The following is a 21,221-nucleotide window of genomic DNA, read 5'->3' on the forward strand; positions in this document are numbered from 1 at the left end:
CTACGCGACTGATTTTGGCGAGATTACACCGGAAATGCGGGCGTTGTACCGGAATTGCGATCTGTTCATTGTCGACGCCTTGCGCGCCAAGCCGCATCCCACCCACGCGCATCTGGATATGACCTTGGCATTGATCGGGGATGTTGAGCCGGGATTGAGCCTGTTGACGCATATGGACAAGTCGATGGACTATCGCCATCTTGTGAGCATATTGCCGGACCAGATCCGGCCAGGCTATGATGGCTATGTGGAAGAAATCTGACCGGTGACCGAAGATCAAAATATCAATCTCGTTTTTGCCATCGGTGCGTTGGTTCTGGTCGCCAGTGCATTATTCTCCCGACGTATCGGATTTGGCGAGATCGTACGCAATATATTGATATGGGTCGCGATATTTGCGGCGTTCATCGTCATGTTTTCCTATCAGCGCGAAATAATGGCGGTCTGGAACCGGGTGTCTGGCGAAATGAGCGGTGCGAACCAACAGACGGTTGTGGGGGACACGATCAGAATTCAGCAATCTGCAGATGGCCATTTCTGGGTTGATGCAAATGTAAATGCGCAGCCGGTCCGCTTTCTGATTGATAGCGGTGCAACGACGACGGCGATGAATTTGCGAACGGCGCAGATGAGCGGTGTTGACGTCAGCGACAGTCCGTTTCCGGTGATTTTGAGCACCGCCAACGGATCGGTGCAAGCGCAGCGCGGGAGCATAGATTCGTTGCAAATTGGCCCGATGGAAGTTCGTAATTTGCCAGTGGTAGTAGCGCCGGAATTTGGCGATTCGAACGTGATCGGGATGAATTTTTTATCAAGTTTGCGAAGTTGGCGCGTAGAGGGGACGGAAATGGTGTTGGAACCGCGGGGTGGCGACCCGGCGGAATGATATTTAATTTAACATAATATATATTATCAACCTTAATGACGAGTGCCTGTCGATGTACAATCCAGCGATCCCCTGCTCGAAATCACATGCTCATCTGATGAGCAGCCATGGACGCAATTGTCTGATGATCAGCCAGGCTCGCAGCTTCTTCACTTTCAATGCCAACCATGCGCGCAGCCGTTTCATTTTCATTGTCGGCCAAGTTCGCAGTGACTTGTTTTCATTACCAGCGAGGCCCGCGGTTGCATCATTTTCATCACCAACCAAGCCCGGGATTGCTTCTGTTTCATGGCCAAACATATTCGCGAACGCCTCATGAACAGGCAAATATGCGATGGTCTCATGAGCAGCGCCGCACGGGATGATGCCGAAATCAGCCAGGAACAGGATTATCCCATGAGCCGCCATGTGCAGGATTGCCGCATCGTCACACAAGATCCGCCGCAAGGTCGTTTTCGCCTGCTTCGGACAGCGCTCAGGCCGGGCGGGATTCTCCGTTGATCGATCCGTTGCTGGAAATCATGCGGCGTTTGCGCGATCCGGACGATGGCTGCGAATGGGACAAGGTGCAGACCTTCCAGACGATCGCGCCTTATACGATCGAGGAAGCCTATGAAGTTGCCGATGCCATAAAACGTGACGATATGTTGTCACTCAAGGACGAACTGGGTGATCTGCTGTTGCAGGTGGTGTTTCACAGCCAGATCGCAGCCGACCGCGACGCGTTTGATTTTGCCGATGTGGTCGAGTCGATCTGCGACAAAATGACCCGGCGGCATCCGCATATTTTCGGTGCGGCCGAGGCCAGTCCGGGATGGGAGCAGATCAAGGCCGGTGAACGGGAGCAATCGGGCCAGTCAAGCGCGCTGGATGGCGTGGCGCTGGCCCTGCCCGCCCTGTTGCGCGCGCAGAAAATACAGAAGCGCGCGGCGCGGGTGGGGTTTGACTGGCCGGACACGGCGCAGGTGAGGGACAAGCTGCTGGAAGAACTGGACGAGGTCGCAGCCGCCCGGAATGAAGAAGAAATATATGAGGAAATCGGCGATCTGCTTTTTTCCGCAGTCAATCTTGCCCGCCATTACAAGGTCGATGCGGAACGGGCGCTGACCGATGCGACGGATAAGTTTACCAAGAGATTCAATCTAGTAGAGGCCAGTCTCGGTAAAGAATTGCAAGATTTCACGCTCGAAGAGCTGGAAGCGGAATGGCAGAAAGCCAAGGCGCGCGCGGCTGCGAGCTGATCACTCAGTCCAGTGCACGGTAGCGGCCCCAGTTTCGCGGCGACATTTCCACCTTCATTCTGAGATTGTCCGCCTGCGGTTCGCTGCTGAGGACCCGGCCATTTTCGTGCAACCAGGCCATCCGCATGCCGTCGGAAGCCGGGATGGTGATATGTTCGGACTTGTGACCTTCCGACAAGGTCTTCGCGATCAGTTCGACCAGTTTCTCAATACCGGCTCCGGTCTCGGCCGAGATCGTGCAGATATTTTCCGGCAAGGGCGAAAAGATACGCGCAAATTGCGGGTCGTCCGGATCGATTCTGTCGATCTTGTTCCAGGCTTCGATCACCGGTGGCCCCTCGCCCGCTTCCTCGGACACACCGAGATCGGCCAGAATTTGCCTGACATCCCGCGCCTGTGCGTCGCTCGCTTCATGCGAAATATCACGCACATGGATGACAATGTCGGCGACACTCACCTCTTCCAGAGTGGCGCGGAAGGCCGCGACCAATTGCGTCGGAAGATCGGAGACGAATCCAACCGTGTCGGACAGAATCGCCTTGTCATATCCGGGTAGGGAGAATTCCCGCATCGTCGGATCCAGCGTTGCAAACAGCAGATCCTCGGCAAAGACGTCCGCACCGGTCAGCCGGTTGAACAGGGTCGATTTTCCGGCATTGGTATAGCCAACCAGGGCAATCACCGGCCAGGGCGCCCGCTGTCGCCGTTCGCGGTGTAGCGCGCGGGTCTTGCGCAGATGGTCGAGATCCTTGCGCAGTTTTGCCATGCGGTCACGGATCATCCGGCGATCGGACTCGATCTGGGTTTCACCGGGACCGCCAAGAAAGCCAAAACCGCCGCGCTGCCGTTCGAGGTGAGTCCAGCTCCGAACAAGCCGACCGGCCTGATAATCCAGATGCGCAAGCTCTACCTGCAGACGTCCCTCTGCCGTCGCTGCCCGGGCGCCGAATATCTCGAGGATAAGCCCGGTCCGGTCAATCACCTTGACGTCGAGCTTCTCTTCCAGATTGCGCTGCTGGATGGCGCTCAAGCTGCCGTCCACGATCAGAATCGTGGCGGAATGCTCCTTCATCATCTTCTGGATCTGGTCTACCTGACCCGACCCGAACAAGGTTGCCGGCTTGGGTTTGCGCACCGAAAAATAGTGAGGCGCGGTGGCAACCAGGCCGATGGCGAGGGCAAGGCCGACCGCCTCGGTCAGCCGATGTTCGAGCGCAGACTGGCTGAGCGACGCCATGTCAGGATGAACGATGAGCGCCCGGCGGCTCTTGCTGTCGAGACTTTCCTTCTCAAATGGTATCAATGCGCACCATCATCACTGTTGTTATAGTCGGCAAGATTGATCGGGCCGCCCGGTTGCACCGTAGAAATCGCGTGCTTGTAAACCAGTTGCGACAGGCCTTCCCGCTCGAGCAGGATACAAAACAGATCATAAGCAGAGACTTCGCCCTGCAACATCACACCATTGACGAGAAACATCGTAACCGGATCGGTGCTGTCGCGAACGGCGGTCAGGAAGACCTCCTGCAGCACCCCTGCCCGGCTTTTTGCATTGTTCATCAGATCGGCAAAGGGCTGTGTGTCAAGCGCTTCTGACGGCATGATCGTCGAAATCGCATGCTTGTAGACCAATTGGGATTGCCCGTCGCGTCGGAGCAGCACAGAAAAATTGTCGAACCAGGTCACAATGCCCTGAAGCTTGACTCCCTTGACCAAAAACATCGTCACAGGGGTTTTCGTCTTGCGGAGGGAGTTGAGAAACAAATCCTGTAGATTGTTTGATTTATCGGTCATATTTGACTCCAGTTATTGGCGATCTTTGCGATGGCATATTATGTTTTCGGCGGCGGCATCTTGTTTTTTCGACGACCCTTCCCGTGCCTATATGAAATTTGTCCGCCAACGACAACAGCCTGATGATTTCGGCGCCTAACCATTGGGGTGGATGATGACTTCGGTCACTCCTCGTCCGATTTCTTTCGCGAGGTGAGACCCAATATCTTCAATTTGCGGTGCAAGGCCGATCGTTCCATGCCGATGAAATTGGCGGTTTTGGATATATTGCCGGAAAAACGCCGGATCTGTACCTTCAGATATTCCCGTTCAAAGCTTTCCCGCGCCTCGCGCAGCGGCGATCCCATCAGCGACGCCACGCCCTGATCGAGATCATCGTCATTTCCCAGCACTTCCGGTGGCAACATCTCAACCTCGATCCTGGTGAAATTATCCTTCGGAGCCAGAATGATCGTCCGTTCGACAACATTACGCAACTGCCGGACATTGCCGGGCCAGTCGCAGGCCTGCAATGCCGCCATCGCTTCATCCGAAATTTCAGGAGGCTGCAGCCGCTGTTCTGCGGCAAAACGGGCGGCATAATGGTCGACCAGCACCGGAATATCTTCGCGCCTCTGATTGAGGGGCGGCAAGACAACCGGCACGACGTTGAGGCGATAGAACAGATCTTCGCGGAAGCGCTTTTCGCTTATCTCCACTTCCAGGTCGCGCGACGTCGCCGACACGACGCGGACATCGACATTGACTTTCTGCGAACCCCCGAGCCGGTTGAAGCTTTGCTCGGTCAGCACCCGCAAAATCTTGCCTTGGGTATCGAGCGGCATATCCGCAACCTCATCGATGAACAGAGTCCCGCCATGGGCCTCTTCCATCAGACCAGTTTTGACGATCTTGCCGTTGAGTTCGGTCCCGAACAGCTCCTCTTCGACGCTTTCCGGCGACAGCCGCGCGGCGCTGATCGTCACGAAGGCTGCGTTGGAGCGCGTGCTCCAATTGTGCATCAACCGCGCGGCAACTTCCTTGCCAACCCCTGCCGGTCCGGAAATCAGCAAGCGGCTACCGGTGCCGGCAACGCGTTTCAGCGTCGCGCGGACGTTGTTTACAGCGGCAGAATTGCCGGTCAGTTCATCGGCGAAGCCAACCCTCGCCTTCAAAATCTCGTTCTCGCGGCGTAGGCGCTCGGTTTCCGTCGATCGCGCTACCAGATGCAGCAAATGTTCCGCTTCGAACGGTTTCTCGATAAAATCGACGGCACCTTGCGAAATGGCGGCAACAGCCGTGTCGATATTGCCATGTCCGGAGATCACGATGATCGGCATTTTGGCATCGAGTTGCTTCAGTTCGGTCAGCAATTCCAGCCCGTCAAGGCGCGACCCCCTGAGCCAGACGTCGAGCAACACCAGCGACGGTCGCCGCTCGTTGACAGCGGCCAGGGCGGCGTCGCTATCGGCGGCCACCCGGGTGGTATAGCCCTCGTCCTCCAGAACACCGGATATCAGATCACGAATATCGGGTTCGTCGTCGACAACCAGAATATCTAATGCCATGTGGAACCTCTAACTCTCATTTATCAATAACTACCATCTGTTCGTCACTGCCAGCCGGCTCTGATCCCTGTCTGGCGGAATCGGCTTCCGGTCCCTGCGACAGTCGCGCCAATTTGACTGGACTGAGCCGGATGGTTACCCTGGTCCCGCCTGCGGGCGCGTCGCTGAACTTCATCTCGCCAAAATGCTCCTCGACGATCTTCTTGACGATCGCCAGGCCGAGACCAGTGCCGCTCGCCCTTGTCGTCATATAGGGTTCGACGATCCGATCGCGCTCGATCGGCAGGCCGATGCCATTGTCGGTCAATTCGATGACGATCATCTTGTTTTCGGTACGGAGAGCCAGCTCCACTTCACCGTCGGAAACCTGGAATTCGCTGCTTGTCTCTGCCTTTTGCTCGATCGCTTCGGCAGCATTCTTGATGATATTGGTCAGCGCCTGTCCCAGCTGCCGACGATCGCAGACAAGAGATATTGGCTGATCTTCCGAAACGAAGTCAAAGCTGATGGTCGACCATGCCACATCCTGCATGAACAGGGCCTGCTTCAGGATATCGTCCAGATTTTCCTCGCGGAAAACCGGTTTGGGCATGCGCGCGAAAGAGGAAAATTCATCAACAATATTGCGCAAATCCCCGACTTGCCGGACAATCGTGTTGGTCAGATTTTCAAATATCTCGGCATCATCGGTGATGCGTTTACCAAACCGGCGCTGCAACCGTTCCGCTGCCAGCTGGATCGGGGTCAACGGATTCTTGATTTCATGGGCGATGCGCCTGGCGACGTCGGACCATGCCGCGCGCCGCTGGTCAAGCAGTTGCTGGGTTATGTCTTCAAAGGTGATGACGTGGCCGTTGGGGCCGCCGACAATCTTTACCGCCAATGTCCGCAAGTCCGAGTCGGAGGCAAATTCGATGATACTGTCTTCCACGCCGTCCTGGATCAGTTCGGCAAATTCTGGTGCCGCTTCGCCAATTCTGGCGTCAAGCAGGTCATCCAGCGGTTTGGACAGCAGCGACAGCGCCTGCGAATTCACCAGCTTGATTTCGCCCTTCTCATTCAGACTGATGATTCCCGCGGTAACAGATTCCAGCACCGCCTCGATAAACGCCCGCCGGCTGCCCAATTGCTCGTTGGCGGTGATCAGCGCTGTGGTCTGGGTTTCCAGGCGCTCGGTCATGCGGTTGAAGGCACGTCCCAGCGTTCCGATTTCGTCGCTTTCGAAGGTGGTGGGAACGCGTGTGGCCAGATCCCCTTCGGTGACCCGCTTGGCCGCATGTACCAGAGCGCTCACCGGCTTGACCATTCGGTCCGCGACCAGCAGGGCAATCCACAACACCAGCCCGACGATGAACAGCGAAACGACGAACAGGGCGATATTGAACTGCAGTTGCAGGCTTCGGGAGCGTGAAAACAGCTCTTCATAATCTGCGAGCACGGCCTGCGCGCGCTCCCACTGGCTCAGCGCCAGCATGTCGGAATCGCGGGCCGCATAGAGAAAGATGCGTGAACCGAGATCAAGAGCGGTCACCGCCTCGATCTTGTTCGGCTGTGCGGTCACGACATAATCCTGCCCCTCTTCCAGCTGCTTCAGTACCGCCGGCGTTATTTTGGCCTGCTGATCCTCGTCATCGGGATCGACGGCGGCGGCTGTCCGGGCGACGCCATCGGCCCCGATTTCGATGATGGCGGATTCATTGAGCTTGCGCGACAGCACCTGAAACACATAGCCTTCGGCGAATTCCGGGCTCTGGAGATCGGCCTGCTGCAAATAATTGCGCAAATCATTGGCCATGGTGATCGTCTCTTCACCCACTTCCCGCTGGTTCTGCTCATAATAGCCACGCGCCAGATCATTGGCATTTTCCAGCATGCCGCGCGCCCGGTCGGAGAACCAGAATTCAACCCCATATTGAAACAAGAGCGAGGCAAAAATCACCACGAGCAGCATCGGAATGCTGGCGACCAGCGAGAACAAGGCGACCAGGCGGACATGCAGGCGGCCCTTACTGCCGATCGACGACTTGGCCGCCCTGCCCTTGGCAATCCGCCGGCCGAACAGCACCAGCAATATCATCGCCGGGATCAGGTTCGCTACCAGCAAAGCCGCGGTCAGCGGCGGAGAAATGAAGTCGGTCTGGTTGGATTGGCCGCGCAGCAGAAAATAGGTGCCGAGCATGATCGCAGCAAACAGCAGCATGACGGCCCATTCGACCCGTTTCATGACGGACTCTTTCTCCGCCAATAGCGCCAGGCGCCGCAGCCAATTGGGGACACGCTGTTCCTGAGCCTGGTTAGAAACCGTCATTGTGCTTTCAATACAACAGTTTCGTTGCAGGAAAAGCACTAATATTGCAAAAATATCACGGTTCAGCGAATCAAACGGTCGCTTCGTCGTGCCGTTCTATTTGGACCGGGCGGGATCGATCTGATATTCGTTGAGTTTCTTGCGCAATGTGTTGCGGTTGATGCCAAGAATCCGGGCGGCCTTGATCTGATTGCCATGTGCGTGGTGCATCATCTCGGTCAGCAACGGCTTTTCGAATTTTTCCAGCGCCCGGACGTATAGATTTTCCTTTTCCGGCGCGACCATCAGATCCAGCACAATCGACTTGATATGGGCTTCAAACTCCATATTGGCCGATTCTGCCCGGTCCTCGCCGCGTTCCGTCGCGAGGATCTGGCGAATGGCGTCCTCGGACAATGTGTCCTCCCGTCCGGTCACGACGAGGCGATAGATGACATTCTTGAGTTCCCGGACATTGCCGCGCCAGTAATTGTGACAGAGCAGGTTCATCCCCTCGGGGGAAATCTGCTTGTGGGGCAGGCCTTCGGTGACCGCGAGCTTCAGGAAATGGTTGGTCAGCGCCGGAATATCGCTGGCGCGCTCCCGCAGCGGCGGCAGTTCGATCGGCACCACGTTGATCCGGTAATAGAGATCTTCACGGAACTTGCCCTGTTCGATCAAGGCGACAAAATCATGATTGGTGGCAGCGATGATCCGGACGTCAAGCTTGACCGGGCCCTTGCCGCCAACGCGGTTGATCTCGCCGGTCTGCAGCGCGCGGAGCAGCCGGGTCTGGGCGTGCATCGGCATGTCGCCGATTTCGTCGAGAAACAGGGTGCCGCCCTGCGCCTGCTCGAATTTTCCCGAGGCGCTGGCGACAGCGCCGGTGAAGGCACCTTTTTCGTGGCCGAACAGTTCCGCCTCGATCAGTTCCGAGGGGATGGCGGCCATGTTGACGGCGATGAACGGCCCGGACTTGCGGTGGCCCAGCCCGTGGATGGCCTCGGCGACCAGTTCCTTGCCGGTGCCCGATTCGCCGAGCACCAGCACCGAGAGATCGTTCTTCAGCAGCCGGGCGATCATCCGGTAGACGTCCTGCATTGCCGGGCTGCGGCCGACCAGCGGCAGGCTTTCCTCGTCCATCGAGGGCTCGATCGGCTGAATATTCTTCGGCTTCAGCGCCTGGCCGACGACGGTGACCAGCTCGTCGAGGTCGAACGGCTTGGGCAGATATTCAAAGGCGCCAGTCTCTGACGCCCGCACCGCGGTGTTGAGCGTGTTCTGGGCGGAAATGATGATGATCGGGATATCCGGATGGGTCGCCTTGACGCTGCCGAGGGAGGAAATGCCGTCGCCCTCGCCCAGCCCGACATCGGTGAGCAGCAGATCATAGCGGCTGCTCGCCATCAGCGCATCGCGTTCGGCGATCGACTTGCAATTTTCGACATCATAGCCTTCGGCGCGCAGGGCGGTGATGATGACATGGCTGACCGAGAGGTCGTCCTCGACTAATATGATTTTTTCTTTGGCCATGGAATGTCCTGCGGTCAGTTTTTCGGGGCAACGGGGAGGAACAGGGTGAAGCGGCTCATCTCGTCCTGATTGGCACGATCATAGCGAATGCGGCCGTTCATATCGCGCATCAGCTTTTTCACGAGGGCGAGGCCGAGGCCCTGCCCTTCCTTCTTGGTCGAGACGAAGGGCGAGAATATCTCGCGCTCCAGTTCTGCGGGGACGCCAGGGCCATTGTCGCAGACCATGATCTGGATCGGCAGGCGGATCGCGGCATATTCGCCCTGGGCCGACAGCGAGGCACCGAAACTGTAGCGGGTGATGATGCGGATTTCCGGGTTGGGCAGATGCTTGGTAGCGTCGACGGCATTGGCCAGCACATTGGTCAAGACCTGCATCATCGCGTCCGGATCGATCAGCGCGTCGGGCAGCGACGGATCGAACTTGTCCTGGATCTTGACGGCCTGGCCAGTGGCGGCCTCGGTCGACCGGCGGGCCTGGTCGATCAGGGTGTGGATATTGACCGGCTTGGTCTGCGCCGGCTGATTGGATGACAGGGTCTGCATCCGGTTGAGCAGATTGACCACGCGCTCGACCTCGGCGGTGATCATCTGGGTCAGCGGCTTTTGCGACTCGTCGAGCTGCCGGTCGAGCAGCTGGGCGGCACCGCGGATCGCAGCCAGCGGATTCTTGATCTCGTGGCTCAATATGTCCGGGGCGCGGATTGCAAGATTGGACGGATCGTCATGCTCGCTTTCGAGAATAGGACCGTCCTGCGGCATCAGCGACAGCGAAATCAGACGCCAGCCGGAGTCCGATGCCAGTGGATGAATGTCGAAATCGGCGATACCGAGCCTGCGGTCATCGCTGGCAACCATCACCCCGCGCGCGGTAAGACTGATATCCGCTTCGGTCAGCGCCGCATTGAGTCTGGGGTCAGCAAAGTGCAGGACCTGATCGATCCGGCGGCCGACCAGATGCTTGGCGCTGGTTCCGAACAGCGCTTCGCCTGAGGGGTTGACCCGGCTGATCAGATGGTCCGAATCGATGACGATCAAGGCGTGGCTGAGACCAGCGAGAATTTGTTCTGCCGGGGGAAACCCGTCCATCAAGCTGCCGCTTTATTCAGCCAAGGCGAATAGAAATCCTCCAGCATTTGCAGAACGACATGCGGATCACTGACGCTGTTCGCCCGATTGCGAAATTCTGCCGAACCGGTCAGCCCCTTGGTATACCAGCCGACATGCTTGCGGGCGACCTTGACGCCGACATCTTCGCCGTAGAGCTTCATCATGTCGCGATAATGTTCGTTGAGAATCGCATATTGCGTGGCAAGATCCGGATCCGGCAGCCGTTCCCCGGTTTTGAACCAGTGCATGAATTGACCCAATAGCCACGGTTTGCCATAGGCGCCGCGGCCAATCATCACGCCGTCGGCCCCGCTTTGCTCGAGCGCGGCCTGGCCGTCTTCGAGGGTGCAAATATCGCCATTGACGATCACCGGCACCGAGACCGCTTGCTTCACTTTGCTTACAAAGGACCAGTCGGCGCTGTCGCGGTACATCTGGCAACGGGTCCTGCCGTGGACGACAATCATTTTCGCGCCGAGATCTTCCGCGATATGGGCGAGTTCCGGTGCGTTCAGGCTCTGATGGTCCCAGCCCATCCGCATTTTCACGGTGACCGGCACATTCACCGCCGCGACCGTTGCCTTGATCAGCGAGGCTGCCAGCGGCAGATCGCGCATCAGCGCCGAGCCGGCATCGCCGTTGACAACCTTTTTGACCGGACACCCCATGTTAATGTCGATGATCTGCGCGCCGCGGTCTTCATTGAGCCTGGCGGCCTCGGCCATGGTGACCGGATCACAGCCTGCAAGCTGCATCGAGACCGGTTCTTCGATCGGATCCCAGGCGCATTTCTGCAGTGACTGGCGGGTTTCCCGGATCATCGCCTGACTGGCGATCATTTCCGTCACATTGAGCCCGGAGCCAAAGCGCCGGACCAGTTTGCGGAACGGCAAATCGGTGACACCGGTCATCGGGGCCAGGATCACCGGGCTTTCAATTTTCAAATTGCCAATAAAGATCGGTTCAAGTTTCATTCGCGCTGCCTAAAATTTAAGCAGCCTCTATCGTCAAATCAAATGCGAGGCAAGAATTGCTTCATCCTTATTCTCGGCGTAGATCGCAATCCATGGTTGAACCCCTTGATCTCTCCGAACAAACCCATGCGCTGATCGTGGCCGCCGGGGTCGGTGCGCGGGCGGGACTGGATGGCCCCAAGCAGTTTCAGCCGGTGGACGGAAAACCGATGGTGCGGCATAGCGTGGAGCGCCTTTCCTCTCACCCCGGGATTGATCATGTCTGGGTGGTGGTGGCAGCGGGACAGGAGAAGCAGATGGACAGCGCCCTTGCTCCGCTGGCGTCGCACCGGATCGTGATCGGTGGCGCTACGCGCCAGCAATCGGTTTGCAACGGGCTGCTGGCGATCCGGAGCGCCGGCGGCGGCAGATATGTTCTGATCCATGACGCCGCGCGGCCGTTCGTGTCGCATGCGGTTATCAACCGTCTCCTCGAACAATTGAAAAGCGCACCGGCGGCGATCCCGGTCTTGCCCAGTGTCGACACTATGGTGCAGATCGGCGACGGTCAGCTGGACCGGACCGTTGACCGGAACATCTTGTGGCGGGTGCAAACCCCGCAGGCCTTTGACTTTGCCAAACTTCTGGCTGCGCATGAAAATTTTGCCGGCGAGCCGAATGCCAGCGATGATGCGCAAGTCTTCAAGGCGGCCGGTCATGCGGTGTCGACCATCGAAGGCGATGAAGCGCTGAAGAAATATACATTGCCGGCCGATTTCGGCGGAAAAGGAACAGAATCCATGCGTCAGATCCGCACCGGAATGGGTTACGATGTGCATCGTCTGGCCATTGGCGAACAGCTATGGCTGGGCGGGCTGAAAATCGACCACGAAAAGGGACTGGCCGGGCACAGTGATGCCGATGTTCTGCTCCACGCGCTGACCGATGCCTTGCTGGGTGCGGTGTCGGCTGGTGACATTGGTGATCATTTCCCGCCCTCCGACCCGCAATGGCGCGGAGCGCCCTCTGCCCGCTTTGTCGAATTTGCCGCTTCGCTCATCCGGGAGAAAGGTGGGATCATCCATAATGTGGATATGACTATCATTTGTGAAGCACCGAAAATCAAACCGCATCGCGAAAATATGCGCAACAGCATCGCCAATCTCCTATCGATCGACATCGATCGGGTCAGCCTGAAGGCGACCACGACCGAAGGACTCGGCTTTGCCGGTCGCGGTGAGGGTATAGCGGCGCAGGCCATTGCGACCATTTCTCTGGAGGAAAATTCATGAAGACCAAAATTACCATCGGCCTGGCGATGCTCAGCCTGAGCCAAGGCGCCGCAGCCCAATCGACCGCACCGGCAGCCTGCCTAAGCGTCGTGCAGGCCGAGGCGCTGGTCACCTATATCCTGCCCAAGGCGGTCGATGCCAGTCGGGCAAAATGCGCCGCCAGCCTGCCGGCGAACGCGCCGCTGATGATTAAAAATTCCCAGCAGCTTGCCAAATATCGGACGGCATCCGAATCCGCGTGGCCCCAAGCCAGAAATGCAGTGAATGTGCTGGCGGGCGACAAGCTGCCACCGGATATGGACGACGCGCTGTTGCGACCAATTGCCGACGCCATGTTAACCCAGCTCATCGGCAACGAAATCAAGCCGAAAGATTGTCAGGCCATCGGGAAAATCTATGGTGATCTGGAACCGATGCCGTCCGCCAATCTTGCCAGTCTGGTGATCACGATCGTGCAGGCTACGGCCAAGGACGGCAAGAAACAGGACATTCCTATTTGCAAAGCACGGGGATGACGCGCTAGACGCACCCGTATATGAACAATCTCCTACCACCGGAAATTGTCGCCCTGGCGACTGAAGTCATCGAGAAGAACCGCGCAGTCGGCAGGCGAATATCGGTTGCCGAAAGCTGTACCGGCGGTCTGGTCGCGGCCGCCTTGACCGAAGTGTCGGGAAGCAGTGATGTGTTCGATTGCGGTTTCACGACATATTCCAACGGCGCCAAGCGGAATATGCTGGGAGTCAGTGGTGACCTGCTGGATACATTTGGCGCAGTCTCCATTGCGGTCGCATGGGAAATGGCACAAGGCGCGCTGGAGCGGTCGGGCTGTGACGTGGCTGTGGCTATCACCGGCGTGGCCGGGCCAGGCGGCGGCACGGAAAAGAAACCTGTTGGCACCGTTGTGTTCGCAAAAGCCGAAAAGGACAAAGGGTCGGATGATGTGGTTGCCGACCGCAAAAATTTTGGCGACGACAAAAGCCGCGCGGATATCCGGCTTCAGGCCGTGCGGGTCGCACTGGAATTGTTGTTGCCCGAAGAAAGCGAATAGCTGTCTCCATATATTTCGCCAGCACGGTCGACAAAGGCGCTGGTCATCTTGTGCAGCGCCCGGGCAAACATCTGGCCGGCGAGTTTTTCGAACATCCGGTTCTTGAAGGTGAACTCGACGTAAAAATCGACATGGCTGCCGCCGCCTTCGCGCGATCGAAACCGCCATTCATTGTGCAGCTGCTTGAGCGGTCCATCGAGATAATCGACATCGATTGACTGGTTGTGCGCCTTGATGACCCGTGAGGTAAACTGTTCTCTCAGCCCCTTGAAACCGACCAGCACGTCCGCCAGCATCTCGGTGTTGCTGTCCGAGCGGACGCGTGTGCCGACGACCCAGGGCAGAAATTCCTGATAGCGCCCAACGTCCGCGACCAGCGCGTACATTTGGGCAGCGCTGTAGGGCAGATCGCGGGTCTCCCTATGAACCGGCATTCGATACACCCGCCCGGGCCAGCTTTTCTTCACGCGCCTGGCGCATTTTGGCGAAATCCTCGCCGGCGTGATAGCTGGACCGGGTCAGCGGACTGGAGGCCACGAGCAGGAAGCCCTTTGCGCGAGCGACCGAGGCATAAGCATCGAACGCCTGCGGCTTGACGAATTCGCTAACCCGGACATGTTTGGTCGTCGGTTGCAGATATTGGCCCATGGTCAGAAAATCGACGTCGGCGCTGCGCATGTCATCCATTACCTGATGCACTTCCAGCCTTTGTTCGCTGAGGCCCAGCATGATGCCGGACTTGGTGAAGATGGACGGATCAAGCCGCTTGACCTGTTCGAGCAGCCGCAGCGAGGCATAATAGCGCGCACCGGGCCGAATCGTCGGATAAAGCCGCGGTACCGTCTCCAGGTTATGGTTGTAGACATCCGGCCGCGCGGCAACGATCGCTTCGACCGCCGCTTCGCTCTTGTTGCGAAAATCGGGGGTCAATATCTCGATCGTGGTGGTCGGTGTGGTGCGGCGCAGGGCTTCGATCACCTTGACAAACTGGCTGGCCCCGCCATCGGCGAGATCATCTCGGTCGACCGAGGTCACGACGATATGCTCCAGCCCCAGCTTGGCGGCGGCATCGGCCGTATGTTGCGGTTCGAGAGCGTCGACCGCCATCGGCATGCCGGTTTTCACGTTGCAGAAGGCACAGGCGCGGGTGCAGACATCGCCGAGGATCATCACAGTGGCATGCTTCTTGGTCCAGCACTCGCCAATATTCGGGCAAGCGGCTTCCTCGCAAACCGTGTTCAGCTTGTGCTCCCGCATCAGCGCACGGGTCTTTTCGAATTCGGCACCCATCGGGGCCTTGACCCGAATCCAGTCGGGCTTGCGCAGTCTCTGTGGTTCGCTATCCGGCGGCGATATCTTGGTAATTTCGTTCATTTCTATCAGATAGCGATGCACATGCCACTTGCCAACCGCGATATGCTTGCCTAGCCGATTTGATAATTGGGACTGTCGAGGCCAGGGAGAAGTTGATGATTGTTGAAACACTGACATCACCGGTCATCCTGTTCTTCATTCTGGGATTCATGGCTGCGGCGATCCGCTCCGATCTGACCATTCCCGAACCCTTTGCCAAAGCCATGTCCATCTATCTGATGACTGCCATCGGCCTGAAGGGCGGCGTCGAGGTCGCGTCGACGGGCTTTTCAGATGCTCTGGCGTCTGCCGCCATCGTGGGCGTCGTGCTGGGATTGACCCTGCCGATCCTGGCCTTTTTCCTATTGAGGACTTTCGGCAAGCTGGACGCCAGCGATGCGGGTGCGGTTGCCGCCCATTATGGCTCGGTCAGCGTGGTCACCTTCGTGACCGCGGTCGAACTGCTCTCCGGTCAGGGTATGCGTCCCGACGGCTTCATGGTTGGCGTCATGGCGCTGATGGAAACGCCGGCGATTATCACCGGATTGCTGCTGGCGCGCGCCTATTCGAAAAAATCCGAAGCGATACCAGCGACTGGTTCCGCGGCGGACGAACGCCCGAACTTAATGCATGAAGTATTGACCAATGGCTCGGTGATCCTCTTGCTTGGCGCCTTCGCGATCGGCATGGTGGCCGGCGAAGCCCGGTTCGAACCGATCAAGCCGCTATTTGCTGTCGGTTTCAACGGCGTCTTGTGCCTGTTCCTGCTTGATATGGGCCTGATCGCCGCCCGCCGCCTGATCCAGACGCGCAAGATCACCGTGCCGCTGGCCATGTTGGCGATCCTGTTGCCGATCATCAATGGCAGCATCGGGACGGTGGCCGGGACGCTGATTGGCCTGGATCCCGGCAGCGCCGCGATTCTGGGCGTTCTATGCGCCAGCGCTTCCTATATTGCGGTACCGGCGGCGATGCGGCTGGCCTTGCCACAGGCCGATCCCGGGATATATCTGTCGATGTCCCTGGGTATCACCTTCCCTTTCAATATTATTTTCGGTATCTCGCTCTTTGCCGCTTTGGCCAATTTTCTGGGGTAATTCATGGTCGCAACCGTAATGCGCAAACGCATCGAGATTCTGGTCGACACGCCGCTGGTGCCGAAAATCATCAGCTATGTGAAAAAAGTCGACATTTCGGGCTGGAGCGTCATCAAAATCGCCTCAGGCGGTGGCCGCGACGGTCGCTGGGATCATGACGAGATCACCGGAGCGGCAGCGAAATCGATTGTCCTGATGATCGCCAGCGAGGAAAAGGCCCGCCGATTCGCAGACGAGGTTGCTCCCCTGCTCGAAAGTCACGGGCTGCTGATCACCATCGGCAACGTCGAAGTCATCCGTGGAGACCGATTTTAATGCCAGAATTCAACGCCTTGCTTGATGGTTACAAGAGATTTCGCGAATATAACTATCCGCGGCAAAAGGCCCGGTTCGACGAACTGTCGCAACATGGCCAAAATCCGCCCGTGATGGTCATTTCCTGCTGCGACAGCCGGGTCGATCCGGCGACGATTTTCGACACCGGGCCCGGCCAGATGTTCGCGTTGCGCAATGTTGCCAATCTCGTACCCCCCTTTGACAGCAGGGGCGGGATCCATGGGGCGTCTGCAGCGATCGAATTCGGGGTCACCGGCCTGAATGTCAAGCATGTGGTCGTCATGGGCCATGGCCAGTGCGGCGGTATCAGCGCCGCGCTCAAGGGTGGTGACCTTGGCGTATCCGGACATAGTTTCATCGATGACTGGATGTCGATCATTACCGATGCCCGCAACCGGGTTCTCGCCGCCAACCCTGACGATCCGCAGCGTGCACTGGAACTGGAAGCGGTCAAGATCAGTCTCGACAATCTGCGCACCTTTCCCTTCATTGCCGAGCGTGAGCAGCGCGGCGAACTCAAATTGCACGGGGCCTGGTACGCGATCGGCGAAGCAACGCTGTTCACACTGGACGAAGCCCGCGGCGCATTTTCAGCGGTGGAATGACCGAAGTCAAAGACGATCCCTTTCTCAATGACTTAAGCCTGTCTCTTAAGCAAGCATGGGAACTTCTGCGCGCGGGGGCTGCGGACCGCCACTCCCCGCTGCATACGCCCGTTGTCGCAACGGTTACCGGCGCGGGCACTGCAAGCCAGCGGATCATGGTCCTGCGCGCGGTCGATCAGCATAGTCGCCGCCTGCGCTTCAACACCGATCTGCGCGGATCCAAGGTCGCCGAGGTCGGTCGGGGTGCCAGCGTTTCTCTGCTCGGCTATCATCCGGAGGCAAAGGTGCAACTGCGTCTCTCCGGAAAAGCTGAAGTCCAGTCGACCGGACCCGACGCCGATGCTGCATGGGAGCAGGCATCGCTCTATGGTCAGCGTTGCTATCTTGCCGAACCTGCGCCCGGCAGCCCGGTCGATGCGCCGACCTCCGGTCTTGCTTCGGCCATCGAGGGTGTGAAACCTACACCGGACCAGGTGCGCACGGGCCGCACCAATTTTGCCATATTGCTGGTGGAGGTGGAAACCATTGAATGGCTGTATCTTGCGCATCGCGGTCATCGACGCGCACGGTTTCACTGGAATGCGGCGGCGGTTCGATGGGAGGGCATCTGGCTGGTTCCCTGATTGTCGGATTGACCTGCCGATGATCCCTGCATATTTTACAAGGCCATGCTGTGAAAAACGCCGCTATCGCTATAAACCGGCCGTTGGCACGCGCCCTGGCGGACAATCGCGGCGGAGGCGATGCCGAAGAGCGACACCAAGCCTGATCGATGCGACCGACTGCTGGAAAGGCCGTTTTTATACTTGAACGCCCTCCCCTCGCGGTCCATCACCGCGCGATGAATCAACATAATGACAATATCGCCCTGCTGATCGATTCCGACAATGCCAGCCACAATGGTATCGATCCCGTGCTCACCGCGCTGGCGGAGCTTGGTACGGTCAATATCCGCCGCGCCTATGGCAATTGGCGCAAGCAGTCGCTCAAGGGCTGGGTCGATATCCTGCACAAATATGGCATCGAGCCGCAGCAGCAGTTCGACCTGACCAAGGGCAAGAATGCCACCGACATGAAAATGACAATTGACGCCATGGACCTGCTGTTTCGCGGCAATGTCAGCGGCTTCGGGATCATGTCGAGCGACAGCGACTTCATGCCGCTGGCGATGCGGATCCGGCAGGAGGGGCTACCGGTCTACGGCTTTGGCAGCGCCAAGACGCCGGAGGGCTTTCGCCAGGCGTGCAGCCGCTTCATCGATGTCGATGCGCTGATCAAGGCCGATAAACGCAACCGGGGCGGTGGCAGAAGTGACGTCAAGACGCCGGCCAAGGTGGATAATGGCGGTAATGTTAGCGACAGCGGTGGCAAGGTGGATGACGAACTGCTCAACCTGCTGATCGATGCCTATCAGGCCACCAAGCGCGATGCGGAAGGCTATGCCAGCCTCAGCGAAGTCGGCAAGATCGCCGGCAACCGGTCGAGTTTCGACGTGCGCAACTACGGTTTTGCCAGATTGTCGGAAATGTTCGAAGCGGTGCCCAATTTCCAGACCAAGCGCGATGATCACGGGCATCTGTTCGTCAAGCGGCTGCGGTAGGTTGGCGCTTCTCTGGTGAGGGAGAAGGATGTGCAGAAGAAACTCCATTCACCCCTCAAAAAAGGCAGGTGGTGACTCGCGGCTCAAAATCGTTATGTATGCCGGATGCAAACCGGAGCCCTGATTTCACTCGCCCTTTATTTCATCGGCATGCTGGCCATCGGCTTTTATGCCTGGCGCAAGTCCACGGATAGCAGCGAAGGCTATCTGCTTGGTGGCCGCAACCTGCATCCGGCGGTCGCGGCCCTGTCGGCGGGGGCGTCCGACATGTCGGGCTGGCTGCTGCTCGGGTTGCCCGGCGCGCTTTATGCGGCGGGACTGGTCGAGGTGTGGATCGGCATCGGCCTGTTCCTCGGCGCGCTGGTCAACTGGATCGTGGTCGCGCCGCGGCTGCGTGAGCAGACTCACCGGATGGGCAATGCGCTCACCATCCCCGAGTTTCTCGCCAACCGCTTTCCCGACAAGGCGCTGGCGCTGCGGGTCGCATCGGCGATCATCATCGTGCTGTTCTTCGCGGTCTACACCGCAGCCGGCCTGGTCGGTGGCGGAAAATTGTTCGAGACCAGCTTTGCCGGGCTGTTCGGCATCTCCGGGATCAGCGATTATATGACCGGCATCTGGATGACCGCGGGTGTGGTGCTGGCCTACACGATGGTCGGCGGTTTTCTGGCGGTCAGCCTGACCGATTTTGTCCAGGGCTGCATCATGGTGGTGGCGCTGGTGCTGATGCCGATCGTGGTGCTGACCCATGACGGCGGGGCGAGCGCGGTGGCGGCGACGCTGAACGGGGTGGACCCTGATTATCTCAGCCTGACCGCGGGCCTGTCGTTCATCGGCTTTCTGTCGGCGATCACCTGGGGGCTCGGCTATTTCGGGCAGCCGCATATCATCGTGCGCTTCATGGCGATCCGTTCGCTGGCGGACGTGCCGAAGGCGCGCAATATCGGGATGAGCTGGATGGGCGTGGCACTGCTCGGATCAATCGGCGTCGGCATCACCGGCCGCGCCTATGTCGAGATGAACGGGCTACTGCTGGAGGATCCGGAGACGATTTTTATCCTGCTGGCGAATCTCCTGTTCCATCCGCTGATTACCGGATTCCTGCTGGCCGCTCTGCTGGCCGCGATCATGAGCACGATCAGCTCGCAATTGCTGGTCAGTTCCAGCTCGCTGACCGAGGATTTCTACCGCCTGTTCCTGCGCAAGAATGCCAGCGAGCGGGAAACCGTCAATATCGGGCGGCTGTTTGTCGCGCTGGTGGCGCTGGTGGCGATCTATATCGCCAGTGATCCGGACAGCCAGGTGCTGGGGCTGGTGAGCAACGCCTGGGCCGGCTTTGGCGCGGCGTTCGGGCCGCTGATTCTGCTGTCGCTAACCTGGCAGCGGATGACCGGCGCCGGGGCGGTTGCCGGGCTGGTAACCGGGGCCGGCGTGGTGATTATCTGGATCGCGATGGGCTGGAACGCGGCCTTCATGGGCGGGTCCGGGGTTTACGAGATCATTCCGGGCTTCGTTGCGGCGATGATTGCTATCGTCGGGGTGAGTCTGGCAGGGAAACAGCCGGAACCGTTATACCAAAGTTGATCCGCTATCCGGAGCGTCAAGGTGGCGCAGTCAATGATCGCGGCTCTGGATGCTGAATAGAGTTCAGCATGACGGATCGAGGCGCCTTGGGGGATTCAATCCTCCACACTATCCTCGATCGCGTGCATATCCGCATCGCTGAGGCCGAAATGATGGCCCACCTCGTGGATAACCACGTGACGGATCAAGCTTTCGAGCGCGACGCCGGTCTGCGCCATTTCGGCCAGCAGCGGCCGGCGATAGAGCGTGATATGATCCCCCTCGCCGCTCGGCGGTGCCCATTGCGATTTTTCACCGACCGGTACGCCCTGATAGAGCCCCGATAATTGATAGGGACTGGTCATCCCGAAATAGTCCAGAATCTCCTGCGCCGGCCAGTCCTCGATCCGCAGCACGATGTCGCCGAGATGCTCGGCGAACGGTGCCGGGATGGTTTCAAACACGCGCCAGGCGATGGTTTCAAAATCGGTGATGGTCGGTGGGTTGGTCATCCTACGGATATAGGTATGGTGCGGTTCCGGGAAAAGGCGGTTTCGGCCGACCGCGACCCTTCTCTCTTACCGGGTCGCAGGTTGATATTATCGGGCACGGATTTCTGAATGATTTGCATTCTCCTTCTCCCTTAAGGGAGAAGGGCCTCATATCATCTGGTCAACTTCTTATAAGCCACCCGGGTCGGCCGATCCGCCGCATCGCCCAAACGCCGTCGCTTGTCCTCTTCATAGCTCTCGAAATTGCCTTCGAACCACTCGACATGACTGTCGCCTTCAAACGCCAGGATATGCGTCGCCAGCCGATCGAGGAAGAAGCGATCATGCGAGATGACCACGGCGCAGCCGGCGAAGTTTTCCAACGCATCTTCCAACGCGCGCAAAGTTTCGACGTCGAGATCGTTGGTGGGCTCATCGAGCAGCAGCACGTTGCCGCCTTCTTTCAGCATCTTGGCGAGATGG

General features: G+C 58.5%; 23 protein-coding genes and 1 pseudogene. 12 read left to right on the plus strand and 12 right to left on the minus strand.

Annotated features, from left to right (window positions below):
* On the plus strand, positions 1–262 hold a 262-nt coding region (locus ACEW8J_RS15490; RefSeq protein WP_373492540.1), incomplete at its 5' end, for an MBL fold metallo-hydrolase.
* A gap of 3 nt (positions 263–265) precedes the next feature.
* The gene (locus ACEW8J_RS15495) at positions 266–886 is read left to right on the plus strand and encodes a TIGR02281 family clan AA aspartic protease (protein ID WP_373492541.1); all 621 of its coding nucleotides are present in this window, start codon (positions 266–268) and stop codon (positions 884–886) included.
* 90 nt (positions 887–976) lie between these two features.
* Here ACEW8J_RS15495 and ACEW8J_RS15500 read toward each other — a convergent pair whose 3' ends face one another.
* Positions 977–1,333, minus strand: a complete 357-nt coding sequence (locus ACEW8J_RS15500) for a hypothetical protein (protein ID WP_373492542.1) — start codon at positions 1,331–1,333, stop codon at positions 977–979.
* Between the two features lie 50 nt (positions 1,334–1,383).
* Here ACEW8J_RS15500 and mazG point away from each other — a divergent pair, with 50 nt between their 5' ends.
* A complete protein-coding gene (mazG, locus tag ACEW8J_RS15505; RefSeq protein ID WP_373492543.1) occupies positions 1,384–2,127 on the plus strand; it encodes a nucleoside triphosphate pyrophosphohydrolase in 744 nt (247 codons plus the stop codon).
* 4 nt (positions 2,128–2,131) lie between these two features.
* Here the strand turns inward: mazG and hflX are convergent, their stop codons facing one another.
* From hflX to dusB, 7 genes are all read right to left on the minus strand, one after another.
* Complete coding sequence (gene hflX, locus ACEW8J_RS15510) at positions 2,132–3,430, minus strand: GTPase HflX (protein WP_373492544.1); 1,299 nt, start codon at positions 3,428–3,430, stop codon at positions 2,132–2,134.
* Positions 3,427–3,921: an RNA chaperone Hfq gene (gene hfq, locus ACEW8J_RS15515; protein WP_373492545.1), complete on the minus strand. Its 495-nt coding sequence runs from the start codon at positions 3,919–3,921 to the stop codon at positions 3,427–3,429. The genes hflX and hfq overlap by 4 nt, the downstream gene beginning before the upstream one ends.
* 164 nt (positions 3,922–4,085) lie before the next feature.
* Positions 4,086–5,468, minus strand: coding sequence for a sigma-54-dependent transcriptional regulator (locus ACEW8J_RS15520; RefSeq protein WP_373492546.1), 1,383 nt, complete (start codon positions 5,466–5,468; stop codon positions 4,086–4,088).
* Between the two features lie 16 nt (positions 5,469–5,484).
* Complete coding sequence (locus ACEW8J_RS15525) at positions 5,485–7,776, minus strand: ATP-binding protein (protein WP_373492547.1); 2,292 nt, start codon at positions 7,774–7,776, stop codon at positions 5,485–5,487.
* A 96-nt stretch (positions 7,777–7,872) separates the two neighbouring features.
* A complete protein-coding gene (gene ntrC, locus ACEW8J_RS15530; RefSeq protein WP_373492548.1) occupies positions 7,873–9,288 on the minus strand; it encodes a nitrogen regulation protein NR(I) in 1,416 nt (471 codons plus the stop codon).
* 14 nt (positions 9,289–9,302) lie between these two features.
* The gene (locus ACEW8J_RS15535) at positions 9,303–10,376 is read right to left on the minus strand and encodes a nitrogen regulation protein NR(II) (protein WP_373492549.1); all 1,074 of its coding nucleotides are present in this window, start codon (positions 10,374–10,376) and stop codon (positions 9,303–9,305) included.
* Positions 10,376–11,371 (minus strand): tRNA dihydrouridine synthase DusB, encoded by a 996-nt coding sequence (gene dusB / locus ACEW8J_RS15540; protein ID WP_373492550.1) that lies wholly within the window; start codon positions 11,369–11,371, stop codon positions 10,376–10,378. The genes ACEW8J_RS15535 and dusB overlap by 1 nt, the downstream gene beginning before the upstream one ends.
* 92 nt (positions 11,372–11,463) lie before the next feature.
* On the opposite strand from dusB, the gene ACEW8J_RS15545 reads away from it, so the two are divergent.
* From ACEW8J_RS15545 to ACEW8J_RS15555, 3 genes are read left to right on the plus strand one after another with little or no spacing between them, the layout of a single operon-like run.
* Positions 11,464–12,642 carry a bifunctional 2-C-methyl-D-erythritol 4-phosphate cytidylyltransferase/2-C-methyl-D-erythritol 2,4-cyclodiphosphate synthase gene (locus ACEW8J_RS15545; RefSeq protein ID WP_373492551.1) on the plus strand — a complete coding sequence of 393 codons (1,179 nt, stop codon included), beginning with the start codon at positions 11,464–11,466 and terminating at the stop codon, positions 12,640–12,642.
* Positions 12,639–13,157 (plus strand): hypothetical protein, encoded by a 519-nt coding sequence (locus ACEW8J_RS15550; RefSeq protein WP_373492552.1) that lies wholly within the window; start codon positions 12,639–12,641, stop codon positions 13,155–13,157. The genes ACEW8J_RS15545 and ACEW8J_RS15550 overlap by 4 nt, the downstream gene beginning before the upstream one ends.
* A 20-nt stretch (positions 13,158–13,177) precedes the next feature.
* The gene (locus ACEW8J_RS15555) at positions 13,178–13,693 is read left to right on the plus strand and encodes a CinA family protein (RefSeq protein ID WP_373492553.1); all 516 of its coding nucleotides are present in this window, start codon (positions 13,178–13,180) and stop codon (positions 13,691–13,693) included.
* On the opposite strand, the gene ACEW8J_RS15560 is transcribed toward ACEW8J_RS15555, so the two are convergent.
* Positions 13,642–14,127 carry a type II toxin-antitoxin system RatA family toxin gene (locus ACEW8J_RS15560; RefSeq protein ID WP_373492554.1) on the minus strand — a complete coding sequence of 162 codons (486 nt, stop codon included), beginning with the start codon at positions 14,125–14,127 and terminating at the stop codon, positions 13,642–13,644. The two genes, ACEW8J_RS15555 and ACEW8J_RS15560, sit on opposite strands and share 52 nt — an antisense overlap.
* Positions 14,114–15,067, minus strand: coding sequence for a lipoyl synthase (gene lipA, locus ACEW8J_RS15565; protein WP_373492562.1), 954 nt, complete (start codon positions 15,065–15,067; stop codon positions 14,114–14,116). The genes ACEW8J_RS15560 and lipA overlap by 14 nt, the downstream gene beginning before the upstream one ends.
* A 95-nt stretch (positions 15,068–15,162) precedes the next feature.
* On the opposite strand from lipA, the gene ACEW8J_RS15570 reads away from it, so the two are divergent.
* The 6 genes from ACEW8J_RS15570 to putP all read left to right on the plus strand — a co-directional run bounded on the left by ACEW8J_RS15570 (position 15,163) and on the right by putP (position 20,268).
* Positions 15,163–16,143 (plus strand): sodium-dependent bicarbonate transport family permease, encoded by a 981-nt coding sequence (locus tag ACEW8J_RS15570; RefSeq protein ID WP_373492555.1) that lies wholly within the window; start codon positions 15,163–15,165, stop codon positions 16,141–16,143.
* A 3-nt stretch (positions 16,144–16,146) separates the two neighbouring features.
* On the plus strand, positions 16,147–16,458 hold the full coding sequence (locus tag ACEW8J_RS15575) for a DUF190 domain-containing protein (protein WP_373492556.1): 312 nt from the start codon (positions 16,147–16,149) through the stop codon (positions 16,456–16,458).
* Positions 16,458–17,084 (plus strand): carbonic anhydrase, encoded by a 627-nt coding sequence (locus tag ACEW8J_RS15580; RefSeq protein ID WP_373492557.1) that lies wholly within the window; start codon positions 16,458–16,460, stop codon positions 17,082–17,084. Before ACEW8J_RS15575 ends, ACEW8J_RS15580 begins: the two co-directional genes overlap by 1 nt.
* Positions 17,081–17,707 (plus strand): pyridoxamine 5'-phosphate oxidase family protein, encoded by a 627-nt coding sequence (locus tag ACEW8J_RS15585; protein WP_373492558.1) that lies wholly within the window; start codon positions 17,081–17,083, stop codon positions 17,705–17,707. Before ACEW8J_RS15580 ends, ACEW8J_RS15585 begins: the two co-directional genes overlap by 4 nt.
* 218 nt (positions 17,708–17,925) lie before the next feature.
* Positions 17,926–18,684: an NYN domain-containing protein gene (locus ACEW8J_RS15590; RefSeq protein ID WP_373492559.1), complete on the plus strand. Its 759-nt coding sequence runs from the start codon at positions 17,926–17,928 to the stop codon at positions 18,682–18,684.
* A 105-nt stretch (positions 18,685–18,789) separates the two neighbouring features.
* The gene (gene putP, locus ACEW8J_RS15595) at positions 18,790–20,268 is read left to right on the plus strand and encodes a sodium/proline symporter PutP (RefSeq protein ID WP_373492560.1); all 1,479 of its coding nucleotides are present in this window, start codon (positions 18,790–18,792) and stop codon (positions 20,266–20,268) included.
* A gap of 95 nt (positions 20,269–20,363) precedes the next feature.
* On the opposite strand, the gene ACEW8J_RS15600 is transcribed toward putP, so the two are convergent.
* Positions 20,364–20,759 (minus strand): metallopeptidase family protein, encoded by a 396-nt coding sequence (locus ACEW8J_RS15600; RefSeq protein ID WP_373492561.1) that lies wholly within the window; start codon positions 20,757–20,759, stop codon positions 20,364–20,366.
* A gap of 152 nt (positions 20,760–20,911) precedes the next feature.
* Positions 20,912–21,221: pseudogene (locus ACEW8J_RS15605) on the minus strand (energy-dependent translational throttle protein EttA); the annotation flags it as partial.

Origin of the sequence: Parasphingorhabdus sp. (assembly GCF_041748495.1) — a bacterium.
In the GTDB taxonomy this organism is placed as follows: domain Bacteria; phylum Pseudomonadota; class Alphaproteobacteria; order Sphingomonadales; family Sphingomonadaceae; genus Parasphingorhabdus.